Annotated in this window: 20 protein-coding genes and 1 riboswitch; of the genes, 9 read left to right on the top strand and 11 right to left on the bottom strand. The window is 71.2% G+C overall.

Features of this window, described 5'->3' with window-relative positions; translation table 11 throughout:
- The first annotated feature begins 6 nt into the window (after positions 1-6).
- The 3 genes from ABZW30_RS40140 (at position 7) to ABZW30_RS40130 (ending at position 3,746) form a co-directional block, all read left to right on the top strand.
- Positions 7-912, top strand: coding sequence for a carbohydrate ABC transporter permease (locus ABZW30_RS40140; protein WP_355676246.1), 906 nt, complete (start codon positions 7-9; stop codon positions 910-912).
- A gap of 91 nt (positions 913-1,003) precedes the next feature.
- Positions 1,004-2,701, top strand: a complete 1,698-nt coding sequence (locus ABZW30_RS40135) for a glycoside hydrolase family 13 protein (RefSeq protein WP_355676245.1) — start codon at positions 1,004-1,006, stop codon at positions 2,699-2,701.
- A gap of 1 nt (position 2,702) precedes the next feature.
- Positions 2,703-3,746, top strand: coding sequence for a LacI family DNA-binding transcriptional regulator (locus ABZW30_RS40130; RefSeq protein ID WP_355676244.1), 1,044 nt, complete (start codon positions 2,703-2,705; stop codon positions 3,744-3,746).
- Positions 3,747-3,833: 87 nt separating this feature from the next.
- Here the strand turns inward: ABZW30_RS40130 and ABZW30_RS40125 are convergent, their stop codons facing one another.
- From ABZW30_RS40125 to ABZW30_RS40115, 3 genes are all read right to left on the bottom strand, one after another.
- Entirely contained in the window at positions 3,834-4,034 is a 201-nt protein-coding gene (locus ABZW30_RS40125; protein WP_355676243.1) for a hypothetical protein, read from the bottom strand.
- Positions 4,035-4,258: 224 nt separating this feature from the next.
- Positions 4,259-5,623: a transglycosylase family protein gene (locus ABZW30_RS40120; protein ID WP_355676242.1), complete on the bottom strand. Its 1,365-nt coding sequence runs from the start codon at positions 5,621-5,623 to the stop codon at positions 4,259-4,261.
- A riboswitch (cyclic di-AMP (ydaO/yuaA leader) is annotated at positions 5,610-5,811 on the bottom strand. Its footprint overlaps the gene before it by 14 nt.
- Before the next feature lie 460 nt (positions 5,812-6,271).
- Complete coding sequence (locus ABZW30_RS40115; RefSeq protein ID WP_355676241.1) at positions 6,272-7,228, bottom strand: hypothetical protein; 957 nt, start codon at positions 7,226-7,228, stop codon at positions 6,272-6,274.
- A gap of 557 nt (positions 7,229-7,785) precedes the next feature.
- Here ABZW30_RS40115 and ABZW30_RS40110 point away from each other — a divergent pair.
- Positions 7,786-8,049 (top strand): DUF397 domain-containing protein, encoded by a 264-nt coding sequence (locus ABZW30_RS40110; RefSeq protein ID WP_355676240.1) that lies wholly within the window; start codon positions 7,786-7,788, stop codon positions 8,047-8,049.
- 320 nt (positions 8,050-8,369) lie between these two features.
- On the opposite strand, the gene ABZW30_RS40105 is transcribed toward ABZW30_RS40110, so the two are convergent.
- Positions 8,370-8,909: an ATP-binding protein gene (locus ABZW30_RS40105; RefSeq protein WP_355676239.1), complete on the bottom strand. Its 540-nt coding sequence runs from the start codon at positions 8,907-8,909 to the stop codon at positions 8,370-8,372.
- Positions 8,910-9,327: 418 nt separating this feature from the next.
- On the opposite strand from ABZW30_RS40105, the gene ABZW30_RS40100 reads away from it, so the two are divergent.
- On the top strand, positions 9,328-10,194 hold the full coding sequence (locus tag ABZW30_RS40100) for a helix-turn-helix transcriptional regulator (RefSeq protein WP_355676238.1): 867 nt from the start codon (positions 9,328-9,330) through the stop codon (positions 10,192-10,194).
- A gap of 142 nt (positions 10,195-10,336) precedes the next feature.
- On the opposite strand, the gene ABZW30_RS40095 is transcribed toward ABZW30_RS40100, so the two are convergent.
- Together ABZW30_RS40095 and ABZW30_RS40090 are read right to left on the bottom strand one after the other, a co-directional pair.
- Complete coding sequence (locus ABZW30_RS40095) at positions 10,337-10,942, bottom strand: TetR family transcriptional regulator (protein ID WP_355676237.1); 606 nt, start codon at positions 10,940-10,942, stop codon at positions 10,337-10,339.
- Positions 10,943-11,173: 231 nt separating this feature from the next.
- Complete coding sequence (locus tag ABZW30_RS40090) at positions 11,174-12,688, bottom strand: MFS transporter (protein WP_355676236.1); 1,515 nt, start codon at positions 12,686-12,688, stop codon at positions 11,174-11,176.
- Between the two features lie 87 nt (positions 12,689-12,775).
- Between ABZW30_RS40090 and ABZW30_RS40085 the strand changes: the two genes are divergently transcribed.
- Positions 12,776-13,228 carry a MarR family transcriptional regulator gene (locus ABZW30_RS40085; protein ID WP_355676235.1) on the top strand — a complete coding sequence of 151 codons (453 nt, stop codon included), beginning with the start codon at positions 12,776-12,778 and terminating at the stop codon, positions 13,226-13,228.
- Positions 13,229-13,248: 20 nt separating this feature from the next.
- Here ABZW30_RS40085 and ABZW30_RS40080 read toward each other — a convergent pair whose 3' ends face one another.
- From ABZW30_RS40080 to ABZW30_RS40060, 5 genes are all read right to left on the bottom strand, one after another.
- Positions 13,249-14,196: a M56 family metallopeptidase gene (locus ABZW30_RS40080; RefSeq protein WP_355676234.1), complete on the bottom strand. Its 948-nt coding sequence runs from the start codon at positions 14,194-14,196 to the stop codon at positions 13,249-13,251.
- Between the two features lie 156 nt (positions 14,197-14,352).
- A complete protein-coding gene (locus tag ABZW30_RS40075) occupies positions 14,353-14,910 on the bottom strand; it encodes a DUF5134 domain-containing protein (protein WP_355676233.1) in 558 nt (185 codons plus the stop codon).
- Positions 14,911-15,186: 276 nt separating this feature from the next.
- On the bottom strand, positions 15,187-15,945 hold the full coding sequence (locus ABZW30_RS40070) for an amino acid ABC transporter ATP-binding protein (protein WP_355676232.1): 759 nt from the start codon (positions 15,943-15,945) through the stop codon (positions 15,187-15,189).
- Between the two features lie 99 nt (positions 15,946-16,044).
- Positions 16,045-16,926, bottom strand: a complete 882-nt coding sequence (locus ABZW30_RS40065; protein ID WP_355676255.1) for an amino acid ABC transporter permease — start codon at positions 16,924-16,926, stop codon at positions 16,045-16,047.
- Between the two features lie 35 nt (positions 16,927-16,961).
- Positions 16,962-17,846, bottom strand: a complete 885-nt coding sequence (locus ABZW30_RS40060; RefSeq protein WP_355676231.1) for an ABC transporter substrate-binding protein — start codon at positions 17,844-17,846, stop codon at positions 16,962-16,964.
- A 658-nt stretch (positions 17,847-18,504) separates the two neighbouring features.
- On the opposite strand from ABZW30_RS40060, the gene ABZW30_RS40055 reads away from it, so the two are divergent.
- The 3 genes from ABZW30_RS40055 to ABZW30_RS40045 are packed head-to-tail and all read left to right on the top strand — an operon-like array spanning position 18,505 to position 21,733.
- Positions 18,505-19,905, top strand: a complete 1,401-nt coding sequence (locus ABZW30_RS40055) for a DUF6421 family protein (protein ID WP_355676230.1) — start codon at positions 18,505-18,507, stop codon at positions 19,903-19,905.
- Complete coding sequence (locus tag ABZW30_RS40050; RefSeq protein ID WP_355676229.1) at positions 19,902-20,660, top strand: SDR family NAD(P)-dependent oxidoreductase; 759 nt, start codon at positions 19,902-19,904, stop codon at positions 20,658-20,660. Before ABZW30_RS40055 ends, ABZW30_RS40050 begins: the two co-directional genes overlap by 4 nt.
- Positions 20,657-21,733, top strand: a complete 1,077-nt coding sequence (locus ABZW30_RS40045) for a low specificity L-threonine aldolase (RefSeq protein ID WP_355676254.1) — start codon at positions 20,657-20,659, stop codon at positions 21,731-21,733. Before ABZW30_RS40050 ends, ABZW30_RS40045 begins: the two co-directional genes overlap by 4 nt.
- Positions 21,734-21,923: the final 190 nt, after the last annotated feature.

Raw genomic sequence — 21,923 nt, 5'->3', positions numbered from 1 at the left:
ACCCCGATGAGCACCACCACCGAACGCCCCGCCGCCGCGGCGACCGCGGCGCCCACCGCCCGGCCCGTCAAGGCCCGCCTGCGCGGCGAGAGCAGCCCGCTGTCCAAGGCGCTGTCCCACGGCGCATTGATCGTCGCCAGCCTGATCGCGCTGTTCCCGGTCGCGTGGATCCTCTTCATCTCGCTCGGGCCGGACAAGACCGACTACCTCCACCCCGGCCAGATCTTCGACAAGCTCACGCTGTCGAACTACCAGCACGTGCTGGGCGACACCGACTTCTTCACCTGGTTCGGCAACGCCCTGCTGGTCTCCGGCATCACCACCGTGTTCGGCGTCATGCTCGCCGCCACCACCGGCTACGCCGTCTCCCGGATGAAGTTCCCCGGGCACAAGCCGCTGATGTGGTCGCTGCTGGTCACCCAGATGTTCCCGATCGCCGTGCTGATCGTGCCGATGTACACGATGCTCTCCGAACTCGGCCTGCTGGACAGCTACACCGGCCTGATCCTGGTCTACTCGACCACCACCGTGCCGTACTGCGCCTGGCTGCTGAAGGGCTACTTCGACACCATCCCGGTGGAGATCGACGAGGCCGGCCGGGTCGACGGGCTCAGCCCGTTCGGCACCTTCTGGCGGCTGGTGCTGCCGCTCGCCCGCCCGGGCCTGGCGGTGGCCGCCTTCTACTCCTTCCTCACCTACTGGGCCGAGGTGCCGTTCGCCTCCACCTTCATGCTCAGCTCCGACAAGTACACGCTGGCCGTCGGCCTGCAGACCTTCGTCAGCGAGCACGACGCCCAGTGGAACCTGATGGCCGCGACCGCCGTGCTGATCGCGATCCCGTCGGCGGCCTTCTTCTACCTGGTGCAGCGCCACCTGGTCACCGGCCTGACCGCCGGCGCCTCCAAGTCGTAACGCTCCACGAAGTCCCGGCACTTCGCGAGGCCCTTGCGCTCCTCGAAGACACAGCGCTCCCCGCTCCTCTAGTCCCCAAGGGATACCGTCCATGACCCAGAACCTGGCCGACACCTCCCGGCCTGCCGCCGACACCGCTCACGAGGCGAACGTCAGCGCGTCCAGAGGCTGGTGGCGGGACGCGGTCATCTACCAGGTGTACCCGCGCAGCTTCGCCGACTCCAACGGGGACGGCATGGGCGACCTGCCGGGCATCCGCAGCCGCCTGCCGTACCTGTGCGACCTCGGCGTGGACGCCGTCTGGCTCTCCCCGTTCTACGCCTCGCCGCAGGCGGACGCGGGTTACGACGTCGCCGACTACCGCGCCGTGGACCCGATGTTCGGGACCCTGCTGGACGCCGACGCCCTGATCCGGGACGCCCACGAGCTGGGGCTGCGGATCATCGTCGACCTCGTCCCCAACCACTCCTCGGACCAGCACGAGTGGTTCCAGCGCGCCCTGCGCGACGGCCCCGCGTCCCCGCTGCGCGAGCGCTACCACTTCCGCGCCGGCAAGGGCGAGAACGGCGAACTGCCGCCCAACGACTGGGAGTCCATCTTCGGCGGCCCGGCCTGGACCCGCACCGAGAACCCGGACGGCACCTCCGGCGACTGGTACCTGCACCTGTTCGCCCCCGAGCAGCCCGACTTCAACTGGGACAACCCGGCCGTCGCCGACGAGTTCCGCTCGATCCTGCGGTTCTGGCTCGACATGGGCGTGGACGGCTTCCGCATTGACGTCGCCCACGGCCTGGTCAAGGCCCCAGGCCTGCCCGACATCGGCGGCGCCGACCAGCTCAAGCTGCTCGGCAACGACGTCATGCCGTTCTTCGACCAGGACGGCGTGCACGAGATCTACCGCAGCTGGCGCAGGATCCTCGACGAGTACCCGGGCCAGCGCATCGGCGTCGCCGAGGCCTGGACCCCGACCGTCCAGCGCACCGCCAACTACGTCCGCCCCGATGAGCTGCACCAGGCCTTCAACTTCCAGTATCTGGGCACCGATTGGGACGCGGCCGCGCTGCGCGAGGTGATCGACCTGTCGCTCGACTCGATGCGCCCGGTCGACGCCCCCACCACCTGGGTGCTGTCCAACCACGACGTCACCCGGCACGCCACCCGCTTCGCCAACGAGCCCGGCCTCGGCACCCAGATCCGCACCCCCGGTGACCGTTCGCTGGGTCTGCGCAGGGCCCGCGCCGCCACCCTGCTGATGCTCGCGCTGCCCGGCTCCGCGTACGTCTACCAGGGCGAGGAGCTCGGCCTGCCGGACGTCACGGACCTGCCGGACGAGGTCCGCCAGGACCCGTCCTTCTTCCGTCAGGCCGGTCAGGACGGCTACCGCGACGGCTGCCGCGTCCCGATCCCGTGGTCCGGCGCCGAGGCCCCGTACGGCTTCGGACCGGTGGCGGGCGGGCCGTCCTGGCTGCCGCAGCCGGCCGAGTGGGCCGCACTGAGCGTCGAGGCGCAGACCGGTGACCCGACGTCCACCCTGGAGCTCTACCGCAGCGCGCTGGCCGTCCGCCGGTCGCAGCCCGACCTGGGCGCGGGGACGGACGTCGAGTGGCTGGAGGCGCCCGAGGGCACCCTGGCCTTCCGGCGCGGGTCCTTCGTCTGTACCGTGAACACCACTGGCGAGCCGGTGCGGATAGCGGCGCCCGGTCGACTGCTGCTCGGCTCGACCGAACTCGTGGTGGACGGCGGCGAGACGGTGCTCGCTCCGGACAGCACCGGCTGGTGGGCGGTCTGACATGGGTGCAATAGGCTCTGGGCCCGTGACTACGGCGCGACTCTCAGACATCGCGGCGCAGGCGGGGGTCAGCGAAGCCACCGTCTCCCGCGTACTCAACGGCAAGGCGAACGTCTCCGCCGCGACCCGGCAGACCGTGCTGGCCGCGCTGGACGTGCTCGGCTACGAGCGGCCGACCCGGCTGCGCCAGCGAAGCGCCGGGCTGATCGGGCTGATCACGCCGGAGCTGAGCAACCCGATCTTCCCCGCGCTGGCGCAGGTGATCGAGCAGGTGCTCAGCCGGCACGGCTACACGCCGGTGCTGTGCACCCAGACGCCGGGTGGGTCCACCGAGGACGAACTGGTGGAGATGCTGGTCGACCGGGGCGTGGCGGGCATCGTCTTCGTCTCCGGGCTGCATGCCGACTCCACCGCCGACCATGACCGGTACGCCCGGCTGGCCGGGCGCGGGGTGCCGTTCGTGCTGATCAACGGGTACAGCGAGCGGATCGACGCGCCGTTCATCTCGCCGGACGACCGGGCCGCGATGTGGATGGCCGTCCAGCACCTGGCCGAACTCGGGCACGAGCGGATCGGGCTGGCGGTCGGGCAACGGCGGTACGTGCCGGTGCTGCGCAAGATCGAGGGCTTCACCGCCGCGATGCGCGAGGTGCTCGGGCGCAGCCGGGAGGAGGCCGAGGAACTCGTCCACCACACGCTGTTCAGCGTGGAGGGCGGGCACGCGGCGGCCGGCGCGCTGCTCGACAAGGGCTGCACGGCGATCGTCTGCGGGAGCGACATGATGGCGCTCGGGGCGATCCGGGCGGTGCGGCAGCGCGGGCTGTCGGTGCCGCAGGACGTCTCGGTGGTCGGCTTCGACGACTCGCCGCTGATCGCCTTCACCGAACCGCCGTTGACCACGATCCGCCAGCCGGTCGAGGCGATGGCCACGGCTGCGGTGGACGCGCTGCTGGAGGAGGTCAGCGGGAACGCCGCCCAGCGCGGGGAGTTCATGTTCCAGCCGGAGCTGGTGATGCGCGGGTCCACCGGGGCCTGCGCGCGCTGAGCACCGGTACCGGACGGTCAATTGAAGGGCCCCGGAGGGCAGTTGCTCTCCGGGGCCCTTCGGCGTCCGCCCGCTCGCTTCGGCCGGTCAGCCTTCCTGGGCGGCCGGGCGGTCGGCGGTGAGTCGGTGGCCGTCGGCCGCGTCGCCGGTCCGGGTCTCGGTGCGGCGGCCGCGGGCCAGGTAGTCGCGCACGACCAGTTCGACGGCGTCCTGCGGGTTCTTGGTGCCGGAGAGCAGCATCGCGTCGATCGCGAGGTTCGCATCGAGTGTGATGGTGACCTGGGCCATGGTGACTCCTCCTCGGGTGCAGAGCAGCAGCATGCCCGTCGGGGCGGGCTTTCACCATGCGAATACGCGAACCCCCGGGGAGGAGTGACCGGACTCTCCCCGGGGGTGGCGGGTGACGGCGGAGGGATGACGGATGTCGGAATCCGTCATCCGCCGTCTGTCATCCGTCCGCCGTCATCCGCTACACGTCAGCTGCCGGCCGGCGGCTGCCGGTTCGCCGTTGCTCAGACCCGGCCGGCGAAGTCCGGGGCCCAGTTGGCGATGGTCTGCTCGCGGACGCCCGCGCTCGGGTTGGCCGCCTCGACGTACTTGCCGCCGCCGATGTAGATCGCGACGTGGTAGACGCCGGAGTCCTGACCGTTGTTCGACCAGAAGAGCAGGTCGCCCGGCTTCAGGCTGTCCAGCGAGACGTGGGTGCTGGCGGCGGCCTGGTCGGCGGCGATGCGCGGGATGTTGACGCCCGCGGCGCGCAGCGCGGCCTGGGTCAGGCCGGAGCAGTCCCAGCCGCCGTTGCCGGTGCCGCCGTAGACGTAGGCCTGGCCGACCTTGGACTCGGCGAAGGACACCGCGGCGGCCATGCTGCCGGTGGCGGCCTGGGCCGGGGCCTGAGTGGCCGGCTTCGCGGCCTGGGTCGGGGCCTGAGTGGCCGGCTTCGCGGCCGGGGCCTGAGTGGCCGGCTTCGCGGCCTGGGTCGGGGCCTGAGTGGCCGGCTTCGCGGCCTGGGTCTGGGCGGTCGGCTTGGCGTTCACGGCACCGCCGTTCGCGGCCTGGCCGGCCTTCTGGGAGCGGTTGAACCAGCTGAAGTCCGAGCCGGATCCGGTGGAGGAGGACTTGTCGGCCTGGGCCTGGTCGCCGTCACCGAAGGTCAGGCGCTGGCCGGGGTAGATGGTGTCCGGGCCCTCGGTCAGGGTGCTGCGGTTGAGGTCGTACAGCCGCTGCCAACCGCCCTGGACGTTGTGCTTGCCGGCGATCGAGGAAAGCCAGTCGCCCGCGACGACGGTGTAGTCGCCGCTCTGGGCCTGGGCCTGAGGCTTCTGCGCCCGGTCGCCGTTGGCGGAGTCGGTGGAGGACTGGGTCTGCTCCTGGGCGGGCGCGGCCGGCTTGGCGGGCTTCGCGGCCGGGGCCTGGCTCTGCGTGGGCTTGGCGGCGGGCTTGGCGGCCGTGGCGGCGGAGGTGCCGACGGCGGCCGGGGCACCGCCCTTGGTCAGACCGGCCTGGATCGAGCAGACGGGCCAGGCGCCGGGGCCCTGCGAGGCGAGGACCTTCTCGGCGACGGCGATCTGCTGGTCCTCGGTGGCGAGGTTGGCCTCCGGGGCGTACGCGGCACCGCCGAAGGCGGCCCAGGTGCTGGAGGTGAACTGCAGGCCGCCGTAGAAGCCGTTGCCGGTGTTGATGGCCCAGTTGCCGCTGCTCTCGCACTGGGCGACCTTCTCCCAGGTGGCGACGGAGGCGGCGTTGGCGGTGCCGGTGGTGAGGCAGGGGACGGTGAGGCCGACGCCCGCGACGCCGAGGGTGGCGATCACGCGACGGGTACGGCTGGGCAGGCGGGTGCCGTTGGTGGGCAGCATGAAGACGCGGTCCTCTCCCACGCCTGCGAGGTGAGCTGTCGGATTCGGGCCGGAGTTGCCCGGCCGCGCTGTGGGCGCGGCTTCACCCCTAGCCCTGGACCGTTCCGAGGAACTGCCCGGGGCGACTTACCTGTGGTTCCCCCGCTCCTGCCGTGGTGCGTTTTCGCGCTGCCAGGACATCCGACGGCAGGACTCGGCGTTGCGGATGAACTGGGTTCGTGTGGTCACGAACGGGGAGCACGTTAAGCAGACTTAAGTTCAAACTGCAAATATCTGTGATGCGCATCACGGTTTAGTGGAAATTGCCAAATCGGACACGAATCATGATCATAAATGATCATTTTCCGGCAATGTGGCTGTGGATTCCCGCAATTGTCTTCGCCTCAGGGGTGAGGTGACGGAGCGTGGAAGCGTGCGACAGCACGCCCGGCTCGGCGGGGGAGTGGTCGTGATTCGAGTGCCGGAATGCGCGCCCGGCATTCCCGCCCAAAAGGTGACATAACGGACATGTCGCACCATTGTTCTCCTAATTCCCGTAATTCCCGTACCGGGACAAGCGGCAGGCGCGGGGTGAGGGCGGGAGAAGCGGGCATGCCGAAGGGCCCGGAACGAAGCCGTTCCGGGCCCTTCGGCGCGCGCGAGTGCGCGACGGTCGTCACTGGCCGCCTGCTAGGCCTCCAGGGGCCCCTGGGTGGCCGCGTGGGCGCCGCGCGAGCCCTCCTCGGCCCCGGCGGCGGCCGCGGCCTCCGCCTCGGCCCGGGCCAGCTCCTCCGCCGACGGCGCCGGCAGCGCGGCCAGGTAGGTGGAGGCGATCAGCTGGCCGACGGTCGGGTAGGCGCCCAGCGGCGCCGCCGACGGGCAGCCGGTCTCCTCGGCGGCCGTGGCGAGCAGCTCCGAGTCGGCCTCGGGCCCGATCACCAGCGGGGCCAGCGCGGGGCGCTGGGCTCCGGTCTCCTTGAGGTGGTTGACGGCCGCGGCCACCGAGCCGGGCACGTCGAGCGCCGCGGCGACGACCGGGACGGCCAGTCGGGCGGCCAGCAGCACGCCGGTGATCCCGGCCGCGGCGGCCGCGTCCTCGCCGCCGACGGTGGTCAGGACCACGCCGTCCGCGGCAGTCGCGATGGCGAACAGCCGGGCCCGGTCGGCCCGGGCCAGCCCGGCCTCGGACAGTCGCACGTGCACGGCCTCGGCCAGCAGTGGGTGCGGGCCCAGCGTGTCGGTGACGGTCGCGCCGTGCTCGGCGGCGAGGGCGTGAAGTTCGGTCAGGAAGCCGTGCGGCCCCGGTACCAGCGGCACCACGACGGGCGTGGGCAGGCCGGCCTCGGCGGCCACGGCCAGCAGCTCGGCGACGGTGCGGTCGTCCCCGTCCCCATCCGCGCCCTCGGCGCCGTCCGCCGGGAGGTAGCCGACGGCGGCCTGGACGCCGGTGTGCTCGCTGCGGACGATCGACAGCAGTTCCTCGACGACCGAACGGGACTCGGGCCCGGCGGTCGCGGGCACGGCGAGCACCAGGGCCGGCGAACCGGTGGGGATCTCGGGGCGCTCGGGGCGACGGTGGCGCCCCCGCGCACGGGAGCCTGGAGTACGGACGGGCAGTGGCGCGCCCGGGATGGCTGCGGTGCTCATGCCGGAGATCGTAGGACATCTGCCCGTCAGGCCTGCAGTCGGCTGCCGTACGGGTTTCGGGTGGTCGCGGTGCGGAGGCCGTGTCTCCGCCGCGCCGGTCCGGGCGATTTGCCTACAATCCGGACATTCCTCGCCCAATCCCCGCGTGGATGTCGGCAGTTGCCCTGACGTGCCGCACGGGGTGTCCAGTTGCACCTGTGGCGCGTGAGATGTCTCACAGCCGGAGAGTGGCCTGACGGAGCGTCACAGAGGTGCGACTCCCGGCGTTCGAAGATCAACATTCAGCGGGGGGCCGCTCACGGCCGGTTATCGACAACCCGTCGATTCAGTCGACTATGTCCGCTTACGTACCGCCAGGAGAAGGGGCCGTGAAGAGTTCGAGGCGGCTGGTAAAAAGCCTCGTGCACCTGCAATGTCCCGTGCTGATGCACGTGCACTGCGGCTATCATCGCGTCAAGTGAGGCGTTGTGCCGGGCCGGTACGGGGCCGGTCCGTTCGTTCGGCGGTGCCGGGGCGCCGCGCTGGACGACAACTCCGGAGCTCTTCGGGAGACTTCTATGCACGACTCGCAGGACATGCACGGCTCGAACCACACCTTCAACGGGATGGCCGCCGCCGACCTCAAGGGGGTGGTCTGGCAGAAGAGCCGACACAGCAACTCCCAGGGCAACTGCGTCGAGTTCGCGGCCCTGCCGGGCGGCGACGTGGCGATGCGCAACTCGCGCTTCCCGGACGGTCCGGCGCTCATCTACACCCGGGCGGAGATCGCCGCCCTGCTGCTGGGGGCCAAGGACGGGGAGTTCGACCACCTGGCGGTCTGACCGGTCGCCGCTTCACCATCGGGGGGCCGTCGTGGGTGCTGACACCACGACGGCCTTTGTCTTTTCCTCGCGGGCCCTCCCGCAGGTCATGCGGTGGCGCGAGGTCGCACGGGGCGAGGTCATAGGGCGCCGGATCATGCGGCGCCGCTTCGTGCAGGGCCTGGGCCGGGGCACACCGGGCCGGGGTCGGCGCGTTCGACGCCGGTAACCGGAACCGGGATCGGAGGCGGGCCGACGCCGCAGGGCCCGAAGGCCTGGCTGAAGGGCCCGGGGTGCCGTCCTCCCGGGTTGTCCCTCGGCCGGCCGCGCGCCGTGCGGCGCTAGGCCGAGCGCCGGTGCCGTCCACCGATTTCGATATGTCCGTCGAGTCCGCCGCCCTCGGCCGGCTCCGCCTCGAACATGGCCCAGACCACCTTGCCGCTGCCCAGCGGGTGCCAGCCCCAGGAGCGACTGAACGACTCCACCAGGTGCAGCCCGCGGCCGGATTCGGCGACGAAGTCCGCTTCCCGGGCGACCGGTCCGATGTTGCTCGGATCGCTCACCGCGCAGACCACCTGGGGTGCGCGGTGCACCAGGCTCATTCGGATCGGCAGCCGCCCGTCCGGGGCCGGCCGTGTGGGAAAGTCGTACTCGCCCAGGGCGCCGCCCGACGGGTCGGGCCGTGCGCCGATCGCATGCCGGAGCGCGTTGGTCACGAGTTCCGAGGCCACCAGCGCGACATCGTCGAACAGCTCCATCAGGCTCCAGCACTGAAGAGTGGTCCGGGCGAAGTCGCGCGCGGTTCTGACGGCTTCGAAGCGAGGAGCGAGCGTACAGGTGACCACATGGGGGTCAACCGCCAAAGCCGTACCGGTGCTCATGAAGAGCTCCTCCCATAAGGGGGCGGACACGGCTGGACCCGCCGGGGTCATGCCGGTCACCTCCGACTCGCTCGGCCGCTCGGCCGCCCCCTCGACCAGGCGCGCGCGCACTCGAACGCCCGATGGCGCGGGGGACGTCGCCGGGTCGGTGCACGGAGTCGCGCGTGGGGTCGACGCGGAGCCCGCGGGATTGCCAGGGATGTGCAGGTGCACGTGCACCATGGTGGTGTGCGCTCACTGCAGATGCAAGAGTCGATTCACGTGCAGTCGCACTATTGGCATATGCAAGCGCCGGATGCACGTGCATCCTGGTGTGCGGAGTGTAGAACTGATAGGAACATCCGTCAGTATCGGCACCGTGAGCGCTCAACTGATGGCAGACTGTGCGCTGTTTGCCCTAGGTGGAGGTTTCGACCGCATGACCACAGTTCAGCCGGGCGGCGGCTCGATGGTCCGCCGGATCCTCCTCGGCTCGCAGCTCCGCCGCTTGCGCGAGGCGCGCGGCATCACCCGTGAGGACGCGGGCTACGCGATCCGCGCCTCCGAGTCCAAGATCAGCCGTATGGAGCTCGGCCGCGTCAGCTTCAAGGAGCGCGACGTCGCCGACCTGCTCAGCCTGTACGGCGTGGACGACGGCCTGGAGCGGGAGGCCCTGCTCGGCCTGGTCCGCGAGGCCAACAAATCCGGCTGGTGGCACAGCTTCAACGACGTGCTGCCGGGCTGGTTCCAGACCTACGTCGGCCTGGAGGAGGCCGCCCAGCTGATCCGCACCTACGAGGTGCAGTTCATCCCCGGACTGCTGCAGTCCGAGGAGTACGCACGGGCGGTTTTCGGCCAGAGTCGGCCGGTCATCAGCGAGGAGGAGGTCGAGCGGCGGGTCAGCCTCCGCCTGCGCCGCCAGAAGTTGCTGACCGAGGGCGCCAACCCGCGTCTGTGGGCGGTGATCGACGAGGCCGCGCTGCGCCGGCCGGTCGGCGGACCCAAGGTGATGCGCGGTCAGGTGCAGTACCTGATCGACGTCGCCGAGCAGGCCAACGTGGTGATCCAGGTCATGCCGTTCCGCTTCGGTGCGCACGCCGGGGAGTCCGGTGCGTTCACCATCCTGCGCTTCCCGGAGCAGGACCTCGCGGACGTGGTCTACCTGGAGCAGCTCACCAGCGCGCTCTACCTGGACAAGCGGGACGACGTCGACGCCTACATCCAGGTCATGGAGCGGCTCTGCGTGGACAGTCTCACGCCCGAGCGCACCATAGACCTGCTGGCCTCGATCCTGAAGGAACGCTGAGTCCCGGACGGGCGGGGCCTCGGCGGCCCCACCGCAGCGGACCGGTCCTGCCTGGCAGGCGCATCGTCCAAAACGCTCCGATCCTCCGCAGCAGACCGATCGGCCGACCCCCTGAGGGGCCGGCCCAGCCGCCCACCCGCCGTCAACCGCGGGCCGGCGGCCGTTCGCGTTCCGGCGGCAGCGGCTGCGGCGGGCACCCGAGTTCCCAGGCCAGGTCGTAGCGGCGGAACAGGTCCGACCGGATCGGCGCCAACGGGATCTCCGCGCCCGGCAGCAGTACGCCGATGCAGCCGCCCATGAGCGCGCTGCGTAGCACCGCGTGCTCGGCGACCGGATCCGGCGCGCCCCAGTCCTGCAGCAACCCTTGGAGGATGGCGCCGAGTTGCTGCTGTTCCGGGTCCTGGACGAAGGCGCCGGTGTCCGGGTCGAGGATCAGTGCCAGGTGGGAGCGCATCACCCGCGGGTGTTCCAGCGCGAGTCCGAGCACGGCGTCGATGGCGCGGGCCAGCCGAGCCTCGGGGGAGGCGTCCGGCGGCAGCTCGGCCAGGGCGCCCGACAGCGTCCGGTGCATCATCCGGTGTGTCGCGGACTGCATCAGCAGCCGTTTGCCGTCGAAGTAGTACGAGACCAGGCCGCGGGCGAGTCCGGCCCGCTCGGCGATGTCGGTCAGCGTGGTGCCCGCGTAACCGTGCTGGTCAACCAGCTCGACGGTGGCCCGCATGATGCGTCGGCGGGAGCGCTGCCGCATCTCCTCATTGACCGAATCCCCGCGAGGTGCCATCGTGTCTGCTCCGAACGTTCGTTGGCTCCGAGTCAATATACTTACGGAGCCGGCAGCCGCGCCGTGGAACCGTGCCCTGACGGGCGCCGCCCGCGCGGCCGGATACGAAGACGGCCGGCTCCACCAATACGGGGGTTTGGTGGAGCCGGCGCCGACGGCTGACGACCAGGGGTCGGTCGTGGGTGAGGCCGGTGCGGGTCAGTGCTCGGTCAGGACTTCGGCCCGGGCCGTGGTCGACCCGACAGGCGGATAATCATAATCCGGCACCGACGCGGGAGTTGAATTCCGTCGCCGGTCCACCAGCGCGCCCACCGCGGCGACGAGCAGGCCGACCAGTGCGACCGCGGTGACGAAGACCAGCGCCGGCCGGTAGCCGTCCAGCTGGGCCTGCGGGCTGTCACCGCCGGCACTGCCGGCCGTGATCATCGCGGTCGCCCCGGCCAGCACCACCGCGGTGCCGACCTGGATCGCGGTGTTCACCAGGCCCGAGGCCAGGCCCTGCTCCTCGTCTGCCACGCCGTCGGTGGCGGCGATGTTCACCGACGGGAAGGCCAGCGCGAAGCCCACGCCGAGCAGCAGCATCGAGGGCAGCATCAGCACCGGGTAGGAGCTGTGCTCGTCCAGGCGCAGGAACAGGGCGAAGGCGGCGACCAGGGCCAGCACACCGATCGGCAGCAGTCGGCCGGTGCCGAAGCGGTCCACGATCGGGCCCATGAACGGCGCCGAGAGCGCGATGAACGCGCCGGCCGGGAGCAGTCCGAGGGCCATCTGCAGGGCCGACCAGCCGAGCAGGTGCTGCAGGTAGAGCGTGACGACGAACTGGAAGCCGCCGTAGGCGCCGGTCATCGCGAATGCGACCACGTTGGCCCGGGCGACCGAACCGTTGCGGAAGATGCCGAGCCGGACCAGCGGATGGGCGGTGCGGCTCTCGATCAGCAGGAAGACGGCGGCCAGCGCGATCACCACGGCCAGCGAGCCGAGGGTGCGCAGGCTCAGCCAGCCGGCGCCCTGGGCCTCGGTGACGGTGAACACCAGCAGCAGGACGGTCGCGGTGCCGGTGATCGCGCCGAGCGCGTCGTAGCCGCCCTTGGCGGGCTCCTCGACCGGGCGGGGGAGCAGGCGGACGGCGAACGCCAGGGCGAGCAGCGCGACCGGGACGGGCATCAGGAAGGTCCAGCGCCAGCCGACCGAGGTGAGCAGGCCGCTGAGCACCAGGCCGAGCGAGAAGCCGCTGGCGCCGCAGGTGGTGTAGATCGACAGCGCCCGGTTGCGGGCGGGGCCCTCGGCGAAGGTCGTGGTGATGATCGACAGGCCGGCCGGGGCGGTGAAGGCGGCGCTGACACCCTTGAGGAAGCGGGCCGCGATCAGCAGGCCGCCGTCGTCGACCAGGCCGCCGATCAGCGAGGCGGCGGCGAAGGCGGACAGGGCGATCAGGAAGACCCGGCGGCGGCCGAGCAGGTCGGCGGCGCGTCCGCCGAGCAGGAGGAGGCCGCCGTAGCCGAGCACGTAGCCGGAGACCACCCATTGCAGGGCGGAGGTCGAGAGGTGCAGCTCGGAGCCGATGGAGGGGAGGGCGACGCCCACCATCGAGACGTCCAGGGCGTCCAGGAACATGGCGGCGCAGAGCACGATCAGGGTGCCCCAGAGGCGGGGAGTCCAGTTCAGCCCGCTGGTTGACGGGGCGTCGGGTGACGTGACGGTCGCGGTGGTCATGGAGAGGACAGTACATGCGCATGCATTCAATGCAAATGAATTAGATGTGAACGCATAAATTGACGATGCACGTGCTAGGGTGGCGGCGTGGCTGAACTCGATTCCCCGGCGCTCGACTCCCCGGCAGAGGCCGGTCTCGTCGCGGCATGGCGCGAGCTGCTGGCCCGCCATGCCGCCGCCGCCTGCATGCTCGACCGCGAGCTGGGCGACAAGTACGGGCTGGGCATGAGCGAGTTCGAGGTACTGGAGCGTCTTGTGGAGGGGTGTGAGGTGGACGGCCGCCCCGCGTTGCGGGTGGCCGAGCTGGCACCCACCGTTCATCTGAGCCAGAGTGCGCTGTCCCGGCTGATGGCTCGGCTGGAGAAGGGTGGACTGGTCACCCGGGCCATGTGTGAGAGCGACCGGCGGGGCGTCATGCTCGCCCTGACCGAGGCTGGGCGGGAACGCTACGAGCAGGCCCGGCCGCTCCACCGCGAAGTGCTCCGGCTGACCCTCGGCGGGGTGTCCGGACCGGCCTGCGGGGAGTCGGACGCCGACTGACCTGGCGTCAACTGCTTAGCTCAGAGTAGTGAGTTGAGCCCCGGGGCGACGGCCAGCAGGACGGCCGTGGCGGGCGCGGCGAGGGCGAGCAGAGTGAGCCGCAGTCGACGCGGCACGGAGAGTCGCGGACGGCCCGCGAGCAACCGGTCGACCCGCTTCGGGGACTGCGCCAGGCCGGGCGGGCAGGAGCCGAACACCCCGCGGTCCAGGTTGAGTTCGGCCAGCGCGAGGGCGGTGGTGTGCCGGCCGTGGCGGCGTGCGGCCCGGTCGTCGGCGGCCAGCTCGATCAGTTCCGCCACTTGGTCCCGGAAGGTGCTGAACACGCCGACACCGGGGAAGCCGGAGGCGAGCGCCTGGGCGAACTGTTGCAGCAGGTGGTGCCGGGCCCGGACGTGCCCGCGCTCATGGCTCAGCACGGCCGCCAACTCCCGGTCGGTGAGCTGCTGGAGGGCGCCGGTGGTGACCACCAGGCGGGAGTTCGGGCCGGGCAGCGACCAGGCCTCGGGGCGGACGTTCTCCAGCACCACCAGCCGCTCCCGGCGGCTCCGGGCGGCCGCGATCGCCTCGGGCAACTCCGGTGCGCGGGTCGCCAGTTGGGCGTGCCGACGGTCGCGCAGGGCCTTGGCCGTACGGGCCTCGCGGGTGATCGCCAGCACCGTCTGGAGCGCGCCCGCCGCCAGCACCACGGCGCACAGCCGGCCCCAGCCCTCGGCGTCCTGCAGGCCGTACGCGGCCTCCACACCGTGCGGGGCGCCCGTGAACACCAGGGCGCGCAGTTCGGGTAGGGCGGCGGAGGCGGCGAGGACCAGACTCAGTGCGCAGCACAGCAGCACGGCCACTACCAGGCACTGCCACACCAGCAGCGCCAGCACGGGTTCACGCTCCACCCAGCGGGCTCGGGCCAGCCGTCGGGGCGCGACGGTCGAGAGCAGCAGTCCGAGCAGCAGCAGGCCGATCAGGGCAGTCATCCCATGGGCTCCCCGAGTACGCACGGAACGCGACAACGCGCTCCCTGCCAACCTATGCGCTGTCGATGCCCGGTGGAACGGCTTTCGGCCGGCCAGTGACCAACGCCACGCGAGGGTGCGGCGCTTCATTCGCGGGGGAGGGCGGTTGCGCGGACGTCACATCGTCAGGAGCATGGCGAACATGCCGATGCCCATGGCGAGTCGGCAGGCCTGCGGCAGGCCGGTGGTGCCGAGCGCGAGGGTGCCGGCAGGGGTGCGCAGCAGCCGGGCGCCGGCCCAGAGGGCGTAGCCGCCGAAGTAGAGCAACAGGGCGCCGGTCAGCGGGGGTGTGCCTAGGGTGGCGGCGTGGTGGTGTCCGCCGGGGGAGGCCGTCATCGCGAGGGCCATGTACGTCATGGCGAGCGCGCCGACCGCGTGGTGCAGCCGGTGGGCCCGGCCGGTGGGGGCGTGGAGAGCGGCGAACAGGAAGGCGGCGGCGGGCGCGCCGAACAGGCCGGCCCAGACGGCGGCCGGGACGGTGGCGCCGGTGACGGCCATCGCCGCCATGCCGAGCCCCATCAGGGCCTCGGCGGCGTCGGACTCCCGGGCGAGCCGGCGGCCGGTGTGGCCGGGGCCGGAGGCGCAGGGGGAATGCCGCAGACGGGTCAGGCAGTAGACGCCGGCGGTGGCGGTGAGGAGGGCGAGGAGCCAGTTGACCAGGGTGGGGCCGTGCAACGGCAGCCTCCCGGGGCGCGGGCGGCGAACAGCGGGCGGCGAACAGATGACAGCTGACGGCTGACAGCTGGCGGCTGACGAAATCTGTCAGCCGTCATCCGTTGTCCGTCAGCTGTTCGCCGTCATCCGCCCACCGACACCCGTCCGCAGCGACGGTCGTTCCGTCCACGATCACCGCTTCGCCCCCGGCACGGCCAGGGCGCGTACGGGGGCGCATAGTGGTGCCCACTGTGGCGCGGCCCTCCCCACGCCACCCGCCCAGCCCCACCGGGCGGCTCAGCCCCGGAGCCGCCCCGAGGCGACCACCCGGCTGAGGAACTGCCGGGTCCGCTCCTCCCGAGGATCGCGGAACACCTGCTCCGGAGGCCCCTGTTCGAGGACCACCCCGCCGTCCAGGAAGCAGACCTGGTCGGCGACCTCCCGGGCGAAGCCCATCTCATGGGTGGAGAGGACCATCGTCATCCCCTGCTCCTTGAGGTCCCGCACCACCGACAGCACCTCCCCGACCAGCACCGGGTCGAGCGCCGCGGTGATCTCGTCGAGCAACAGCAACCGGGGCCCGGTCGCCAGCGCCCGCACGATGGCGACGCGCTGCTGCTGTCCGCCGGAGAGCCGGTCCGGGTACTCCTTCGCCTTCGCCGCCAGCCCGAGCCGGTCCAGCAGTTCCAGCGCCTTCGCTTCGGCGTCCGCCCGTCCGACCCGGTGCACCCGGCGCGGCGCGAGCGTGATGTTCTCCAGTACCGTCATGTGCGGGAACAGGTTGTACGACTGGAACACCACCCCGATCCGGCGCCGTACGGAGTCCTCGTCCGCGCGCGGGTCGGTGATCTCCTCGCCGTCCAGGAAGATCGCCCCGTCGTCGATCCCCTCCAAGAGGTTGACGCACCGCATGAGCGTGGACTTCCCGGAGCCGGATGCCCCGATCAGCGCCGTCACCGAGTGCTCGGGCACGGCGAGGTCCACCTCGCGCAGCACTACCTGGCCGCCGAAGGTCTTGCGCACCGACTCCAGCCGGAGCACTTCAGGCCCGCTCATGTGCCCACCTCGCTTCGCTCGCTCATATGCCCACCTCGCTGCACTCGGCGGCCGCTTCGCGGGACTCGCACCTCTTGACGGCTCGCTCGCTGCGCTCGCTCACGTGACCCCTCCCTGCAACTGCCGACGGTTCATCCGGGTGGTCAGCCAGTCGGCGAACCGGGTCAGCGGAACGGTCAGCACGATGAACACCAGCCCCGCCACCAGGTACGGCGTGAAGTTGAACGAGCGTGCCGCGATGATCTTCGCCGCGTACACCGCGTCGATCGCCCCGCCGATCGAGACGAGACCGGTGTCCTTCTGCAGGCTGACCAGGTTGTTGAGCAGCGGCGGCACCACCCGCCGCACCGCCTGGGGCAGCACCACGTACCGCATCGCCTGGGCATTGGTCAGCCCCAGCGACCGCGCCGCCGCCCGCTGGCTCGGGTGCACCGACTCGATGCCCGAGCGGAACACCTCCGACACGTACGCCGAGTACGTCAGCACCAGCGCCGCCCCGCCGAGCAGCAGCGGATCGGTGGTCACCCCACTGAGCCGCAGCGCCGGCACCCCGGTGATCATCACCAGCAGGCAGATGATCATCGGCAGCCCGAGGAAGAAGTCCACGTACGCCGTGGCCAACAGCCGCACCGGCAGGAACACCGGCCCGCGCAGCGTCCGCAGCACCGCGAGCAGCAGGCCGAAGACCAGGATCAGCACCCCGCAGCCGAGCATCAGCTCCAGGTTGAGCCGCAACCCCTTGAGCACCTCTGGCAGCGCCTGCCGGGCGTAGCCCAGGTTGAAGAAGGTCCGCCGAGTCACCTCCCAGCCGGGGGAGTTGACCACCAGCAGGTACAGCGCGACCGCCGTCACCAGGGTCGAGGCGGTGGCGATCAGCGCCGAGCGCCGGGCCCGTCCGTGCCGGTACGCCTCGTGCGCCAGCCGCCGCTCGGACGGGCGGTACCCCTCCTTCTTCTCCTCCTTCTCCGCCGGGGCCTCGATGGCGGTGACCGGTCCGGCCGGCCCCGCGTCCCCGCTCACTTCAGCACCGGCGCCGAGACGGCGTCCGACAGCCACTGCTTCTCCAGCTTCGCCAGCGTCCCGTCCGCCCGCAGCGCGTCCACCGCCTGGGACACGCAGCCGGTCAGCTTGGAGCCCTTGTCCAGCACCAGGCCGAACTGCTCACCCTGCGCGGCCGCCTCGAACTGCCCCACCACCTGGGCCTCCGGCACCTCGGCGCCGGTGATGTAGAAGGCCGTCGGCAGGTCCACCACCAGCGCCTCGACCTGACCGTTCTTCAGCGCGGCCTTCGCCAGGTCGTTGGAGTCGAACACGGCCGGCTGGGTGCTCGGCTTGATGGTGTCGGTGATGGTGTCCAGGCTCGTGGTGCCGACCTGCGCGCCCAGCTTGGCGCCCTTCAGGTCGGCGATGCTCTTGGCGTTCGCCGCCTTGGAGTTCTTCAGCGCGATGACGGCCTGGCGCACGTTGTAGTAGCCGGAGGAGAAGTCCACCGCCTGCTTGCGCTCGTCGCTGATGGACACCTGGTTGATGTCGAAGTCGAAGTCCTTGGCGCCCGGCGCGGTCGCCTTGCCGAACGGCGCGACCACCCAGCCGACCTTGTCCTTCGGGTAGCCCAGCTTCTCCGCCACGGCGTACGCCACCGCCGACTCGAAGCCCTTGCCGTTCTCCGGCTTGTCCTCGGCGAACCACGGGTCGTAGGCCGGCTTGTCGGTGCCGACGGTCAGCTTCCCGGCCGTACGCGTCGCCAGCGCCCCCGGCGCGCAGCCCGCCGACGCACCGGCCGTGCCCGAGGCGGCGGGCCCGTCGGACTTGGCGTCCTGCGGGGCGCACGCGGTCAGCGCGGCGGCGGCGACCACCAGCGCGGCGAGGGGCAGTACGGCGGACGGCTTGCGGAGGGTCATGGCAGCGCTCCAGAGGAAGGGCCGGGCAGGACGGGGACGGGGGAAGGCGGGAGGGCGAGGCGGCGCGGGCCGGGCCGGGTGGGCCGCGTCCCGGCGGGTCACCTCCCCCGGTGGCGGCGTCGGAACACACGCGGCATGGTCGGCGTACGGGTCCGGGGCCACGGCGCCCGTGGGCTGGACAGGCGCCAGCCGGGTCGGCGGTGGCCGGTCGGTCACCGCCGGATCAGCAGTGCGGCCGGATCAGCAATGCGGCCGGGGCAGCCGTGTGGCCAGGTCGGCCGTGCGACCGGGGGCAGCAGTGCGGCCGGATCGACACCAGCGGCCGGATCAACAACAGCGGTGACAGCGGCCGCCGCGGCCGCGCGTGCGGCAGCGACAGCCGGTCTGCCGACGGGAGGGCAGCCGGAACGGGCCGTCGTGGCGTTCGGCCACCGTGATCACCGCCGGGAACATGCCGGGAGGTTCGCATCAGAACAGCGCATCTGTCCAGGACATCCAGATCACCGTCCACATGTCGGACAAGCGGGGTCCCGGCGCAGGTTTTCGAGCCACGGCGGCGTCGCGCGGGAGTTTTGCCTGTCCTGGCCCCCTTGAACGGGAGAACCTTTCGTACTTATGGTGTCCCCGTTGAAATAACTCCTGTCGAAGTGAGTCCACGATGCAGAATCTTTCGCCAAGGCTCGCTGCGGCGGCCGACGCCCCGGTCTCGACCCTCGCCGCTCACCCGGCGTGGCTGCGTCTGAAGGAGGCCGTCGAGACGCTGCGCCCGCTGCAGTCCAAGGACGGCTCGATCGACCTGTCCGCCGTTCAGCGGCACGCCGTCGACCCGCTGGTGGCCACCGTCCGTGCCACCATCGAGGAGCTCGCCCCGAACTTCCCGCACGACGCCGCCTACCTGGCCGCCGTCGACGCCGACCTTGCCAAGTGGGCCGACACCGGCTACCGGCAGCCCGACTTCCTGGACTCGCTGCTCGCCTTCCAGCCCGCCGACCAGCGCGAGGACGGCCTGGAGCACCTGGTCGTCTTCCCGATGTACACCCAGAACGGCAACCCGAACCGCAACCTGGAAGCGGTCCTGCTGCAGGTCGTGTGGCCCGACTGGCTCGCGGAGCTGGAGCGCACCCGCTTCGACAACCCGATGTTCGTGCCGATCACCTTCACGGACTTCACGGCCGGCTACGACACCAACTCCGCCGTCCTCTTCCCCGAGACGGTCGCCGTCCGCAAGGCGCCGGAACGTTTCACCTGGGGCGGCATCTTCTGCGACCGCGAGGCCGCCCGCTTCCGCGCCGTCTCCACCAGTGCCGTCCAGCAGCTCGGCCTGGAGATCCCGGCCGACGCCGAGGGCCTGCTCAAGGACCAGCAGCGCGCGCAGGAGACCTTCGTCCTGTGGGACCTCGTCCACGACCGCACCCACAGCCACGGCGACCTGCCGTTCGACCCCTTCATGATCAAGCAGCGCAGCCCGTTCTGGATGTACGGCCTTGAGGAGCTCCGCTGCGACCTCACCACCTTCAAGGAGGCGGTGAAGCTGGAGGGCGAGGGCAACGCGCACGCCCGCGACGTCCAGTACGCGATCCTGTTCGACCGCCTGTTCCGCTTCCCGGTCAGCGGTGACCGCGTCCGCAACTACGACGGCCTCGGCGGCCAGCTGCTCTTCGCGTACCTGCACAAGCACGACGCGCTGCGCTGGCGCGACAACCGCCTGAGCATCGACTGGGACCGCGCCCAGCAGGTCACCAACGCGCTCTGCGGCGAGATCGAGACCCTGTACCGCGACGGCATCGACCGGCCCAAGCCGGCCCACTGGATCGCCGCCTACGAGCTGGTCTCCCGCTACCTCACCCCGCACCCGGCCTCCACCTGGGCCAAGGGCCCCGAGGCGCTGCCGCTCGACATCACCGACGGCAAGGCCCTCAACAAGGCGCTGTGCGACGCCGTGCTCCCGGACGAGTTCCCGCTGAGCATGTTCTACGAGGCCCTGTCCAAGAAGCTCGGCGGCGTCATCGCCGCCACCGCCGGCATCACCGGCGCCGGTATCCAGGGAGTTGCCGCGTGACCACCACCCCCGACACCAAGCTCGCCGGCAAGGTCATCGCCGTCGCCGGGGCCAGTGGCCCGGCCGGCCAGGCGGTGCTGCGCCGCCTGGCCGCTGACGGCGCCACCGTGATCGGTGCCGACATCGACGCCCAGCGGCTGGAGTCCGCCCTGGACGCCACCCGCATCGCGGTGCGCGGCGCCAAGGTCAGCGGCCAGGTGATCGACCTGCTCGACCCGCAGGAGGTCCACGACTGGGCCGACCACCTGGAGGCCGAGCACGGCCACGTCGACGGCCTGTTCCACCTGGTCGGCGGCTGGCGCGGCAGCAAGACCTTCTTCGACACGCGCCTGGACGACTGGGACTTCCTGCACGACACCGTCGTGCGCACCCTCCAGCACACCTCGCTGGCCTTCCAGCCCGCGCTGGTCCGCAGCCAGGCCGGCCGCTACGCGATGATCTCCGCCGCGGCCGCCCACAAGCCCACTGCGGGCGGCGCCGCCTACGCGGCCGCCAAGGCGGCCACGGAGGCCTGGACCCTCGCCATGGCCGACTCCTTCAAGAAGGAGACCACCTCCCCGGACGGGGAGCCCACCGCGGCGGCTGCCATCCTGGTGATCAAGGCGTTGGTCAGTCCCGAGATGCGGGCCGAGAAGCCGGAGGCGAAGTTCGCCGGCTTCACCGACACCGCCGACCTCGCCGGCCACCTGGCGGGCCTCTGGGACCGCCCCGCAGCAGAACTGAACGGACAGCACCTGTGGCTGACAGCCCGATGACCGACCTCACCCGTACGGACGCGGTACGGCGACACGACCCCGCCGTCCGTGGCTTCGCCAGCGACAACTACGCCGGCGTGCACCCCGAGATCCTCGCCGCGATCGCCCTCGCCAACGGTGGCCACCAGGTCGCCTACGGCGAGGACGACTACACGGCGCACCTGCAGGACGTTTTCCGCCGCCACTTCGGCGACAAGGCCGAGGCGTACCCCGTCTTCAACGGCACCGGCGCCAACGTGGTCGCCCTTCAGTCGCTGCTGCCGCGCTGGGGCGCCGTGGTCTGCGCCGACACCGCCCACATCCACGTGGACGAGGGCGGCGCCCCGGAGAAGATGGGCGGCATCAAGCTCCACCTCGTCCCGACCCCGGATGGCAAGCTCACCCCTGAGCTGCTCGACCAGCAGGCCTGGGGCTTCGGCGACGAGCACCGCGCGCAGCCGCTCGCGGTCTCCATCACCCAGAGCACCGAGCTCGGCACCCTCTACACCGCCGACGAGATCCGCGCGATCACCGAGCACGCCCACCAGCTCGGCATGCTCGTCCACGTCGACGGCTCCCGCCTGGCCAACGCGGCCGCCTCGCTCGGCCAGCCGCTGCGCGCCTTCACCACGGACGCGGGCGTCGACGTGATCTCCTTCGGCGGGACGAAGAACGGCCTGCTGTTCGGTGAGGTCGTGGTGGTGCTCAACCCGGAGCGGGTCCGCAACATCAAGTACCTGCGCAAGACCTCGATGCAGCTCGCCTCGAAGATGCGCTTCCTCTCCGTCCAGTTCGAGGCGCTGCTCTCCGGCGACCTCTACCTGCGCAACGCCGGTCACGCCAACGCGATGGCCAGCCGGCTGGAGGCGGCGGTCCGGAAGATCGACGGCGTCGAGGTCGTCCGCCCGGTCCAGGCGAACGCGGTGTTCGCGATCCTCCCGCGCGAGGTGAGCGAGCGGCTGCAGAAGCGTTACCGCTTCTACTTCTGGAACGAGCACACCGGCGAGGTCCGGTGGATGTGTGCTTACGACACGACGGAGGCCGACATCGACGCCTTCGCGGCGGCCATCGCCGAGGAGATGGGCCGCGCCTGACGATGTTCGAACTGCGGATCGTCCCGTCCTGCGACAGCAGGGCGGGGCGATTTGCATGTGGTGGGTCGGCCCCCGTACAGTTCCGGAGTCGCTGCGGGAGACCGGGGCGGCAAAGCGGAAAGCGAATCCGATGAATGAAACTCCGGTAAACGGAGCGGAAAACATCTGATAAGCTGGAAACACGAAAGAA

Source organism: Kitasatospora sp. NPDC004669, from assembly GCF_040609455.1.
GTDB lineage: Bacteria > Actinomycetota > Actinomycetes > Streptomycetales > Streptomycetaceae > Kitasatospora.
The sequence above is the reverse complement of the archived record's forward strand: the minus strand, read 5'-3'. Positions and strand labels throughout refer to the sequence as shown.

What these genes read in the sequence shown, in the direction of transcription:
- ABZW30_RS40140 (WP_355676246.1), top strand. Translation starts at nt 7, where the DNA reads ATGAGCACCACCACCGAACGCCCCGCCGCCGCGGCGACCGCGGCGCCC.
- ABZW30_RS40135 (WP_355676245.1), top strand. Translation starts at nt 1,004, where the DNA reads ATGACCCAGAACCTGGCCGACACCTCCCGGCCTGCCGCCGACACCGCT.
- ABZW30_RS40130 (WP_355676244.1), top strand. Translation starts at nt 2,703, where the DNA reads ATGGGTGCAATAGGCTCTGGGCCCGTGACTACGGCGCGACTCTCAGAC.
- ABZW30_RS40125 (WP_355676243.1), bottom strand. Translation starts at nt 4,034, where the DNA reads ATGGCCCAGGTCACCATCACACTCGATGCGAACCTCGCGATCGACGCG.
- ABZW30_RS40115 (WP_355676241.1), bottom strand. Translation starts at nt 7,228, where the DNA reads ATGAGCACCGCAGCCATCCCGGGCGCGCCACTGCCCGTCCGTACTCCA.
- ABZW30_RS40110 (WP_355676240.1), top strand. Translation starts at nt 7,786, where the DNA reads ATGCACGACTCGCAGGACATGCACGGCTCGAACCACACCTTCAACGGG.
- ABZW30_RS40105 (WP_355676239.1), bottom strand. Translation starts at nt 8,909, where the DNA reads ATGAGCACCGGTACGGCTTTGGCGGTTGACCCCCATGTGGTCACCTGT.
- ABZW30_RS40100 (WP_355676238.1), top strand. Translation starts at nt 9,328, where the DNA reads ATGACCACAGTTCAGCCGGGCGGCGGCTCGATGGTCCGCCGGATCCTC.
- ABZW30_RS40095 (WP_355676237.1), bottom strand. Translation starts at nt 10,942, where the DNA reads ATGCGGCAGCGCTCCCGCCGACGCATCATGCGGGCCACCGTCGAGCTG.
- ABZW30_RS40090 (WP_355676236.1), bottom strand. Translation starts at nt 12,688, where the DNA reads ATGACCACCGCGACCGTCACGTCACCCGACGCCCCGTCAACCAGCGGG.
- ABZW30_RS40080 (WP_355676234.1), bottom strand. Translation starts at nt 14,196, where the DNA reads ATGACTGCCCTGATCGGCCTGCTGCTGCTCGGACTGCTGCTCTCGACC.
- ABZW30_RS40070 (WP_355676232.1), bottom strand. Translation starts at nt 15,945, where the DNA reads ATGAGCGGGCCTGAAGTGCTCCGGCTGGAGTCGGTGCGCAAGACCTTC.
- ABZW30_RS40060 (WP_355676231.1), bottom strand. Translation starts at nt 17,846, where the DNA reads ATGACCCTCCGCAAGCCGTCCGCCGTACTGCCCCTCGCCGCGCTGGTG.
- ABZW30_RS40055 (WP_355676230.1), top strand. Translation starts at nt 18,505, where the DNA reads ATGCAGAATCTTTCGCCAAGGCTCGCTGCGGCGGCCGACGCCCCGGTC.
- ABZW30_RS40045 (WP_355676254.1), top strand. Translation starts at nt 20,657, where the DNA reads ATGACCGACCTCACCCGTACGGACGCGGTACGGCGACACGACCCCGCC.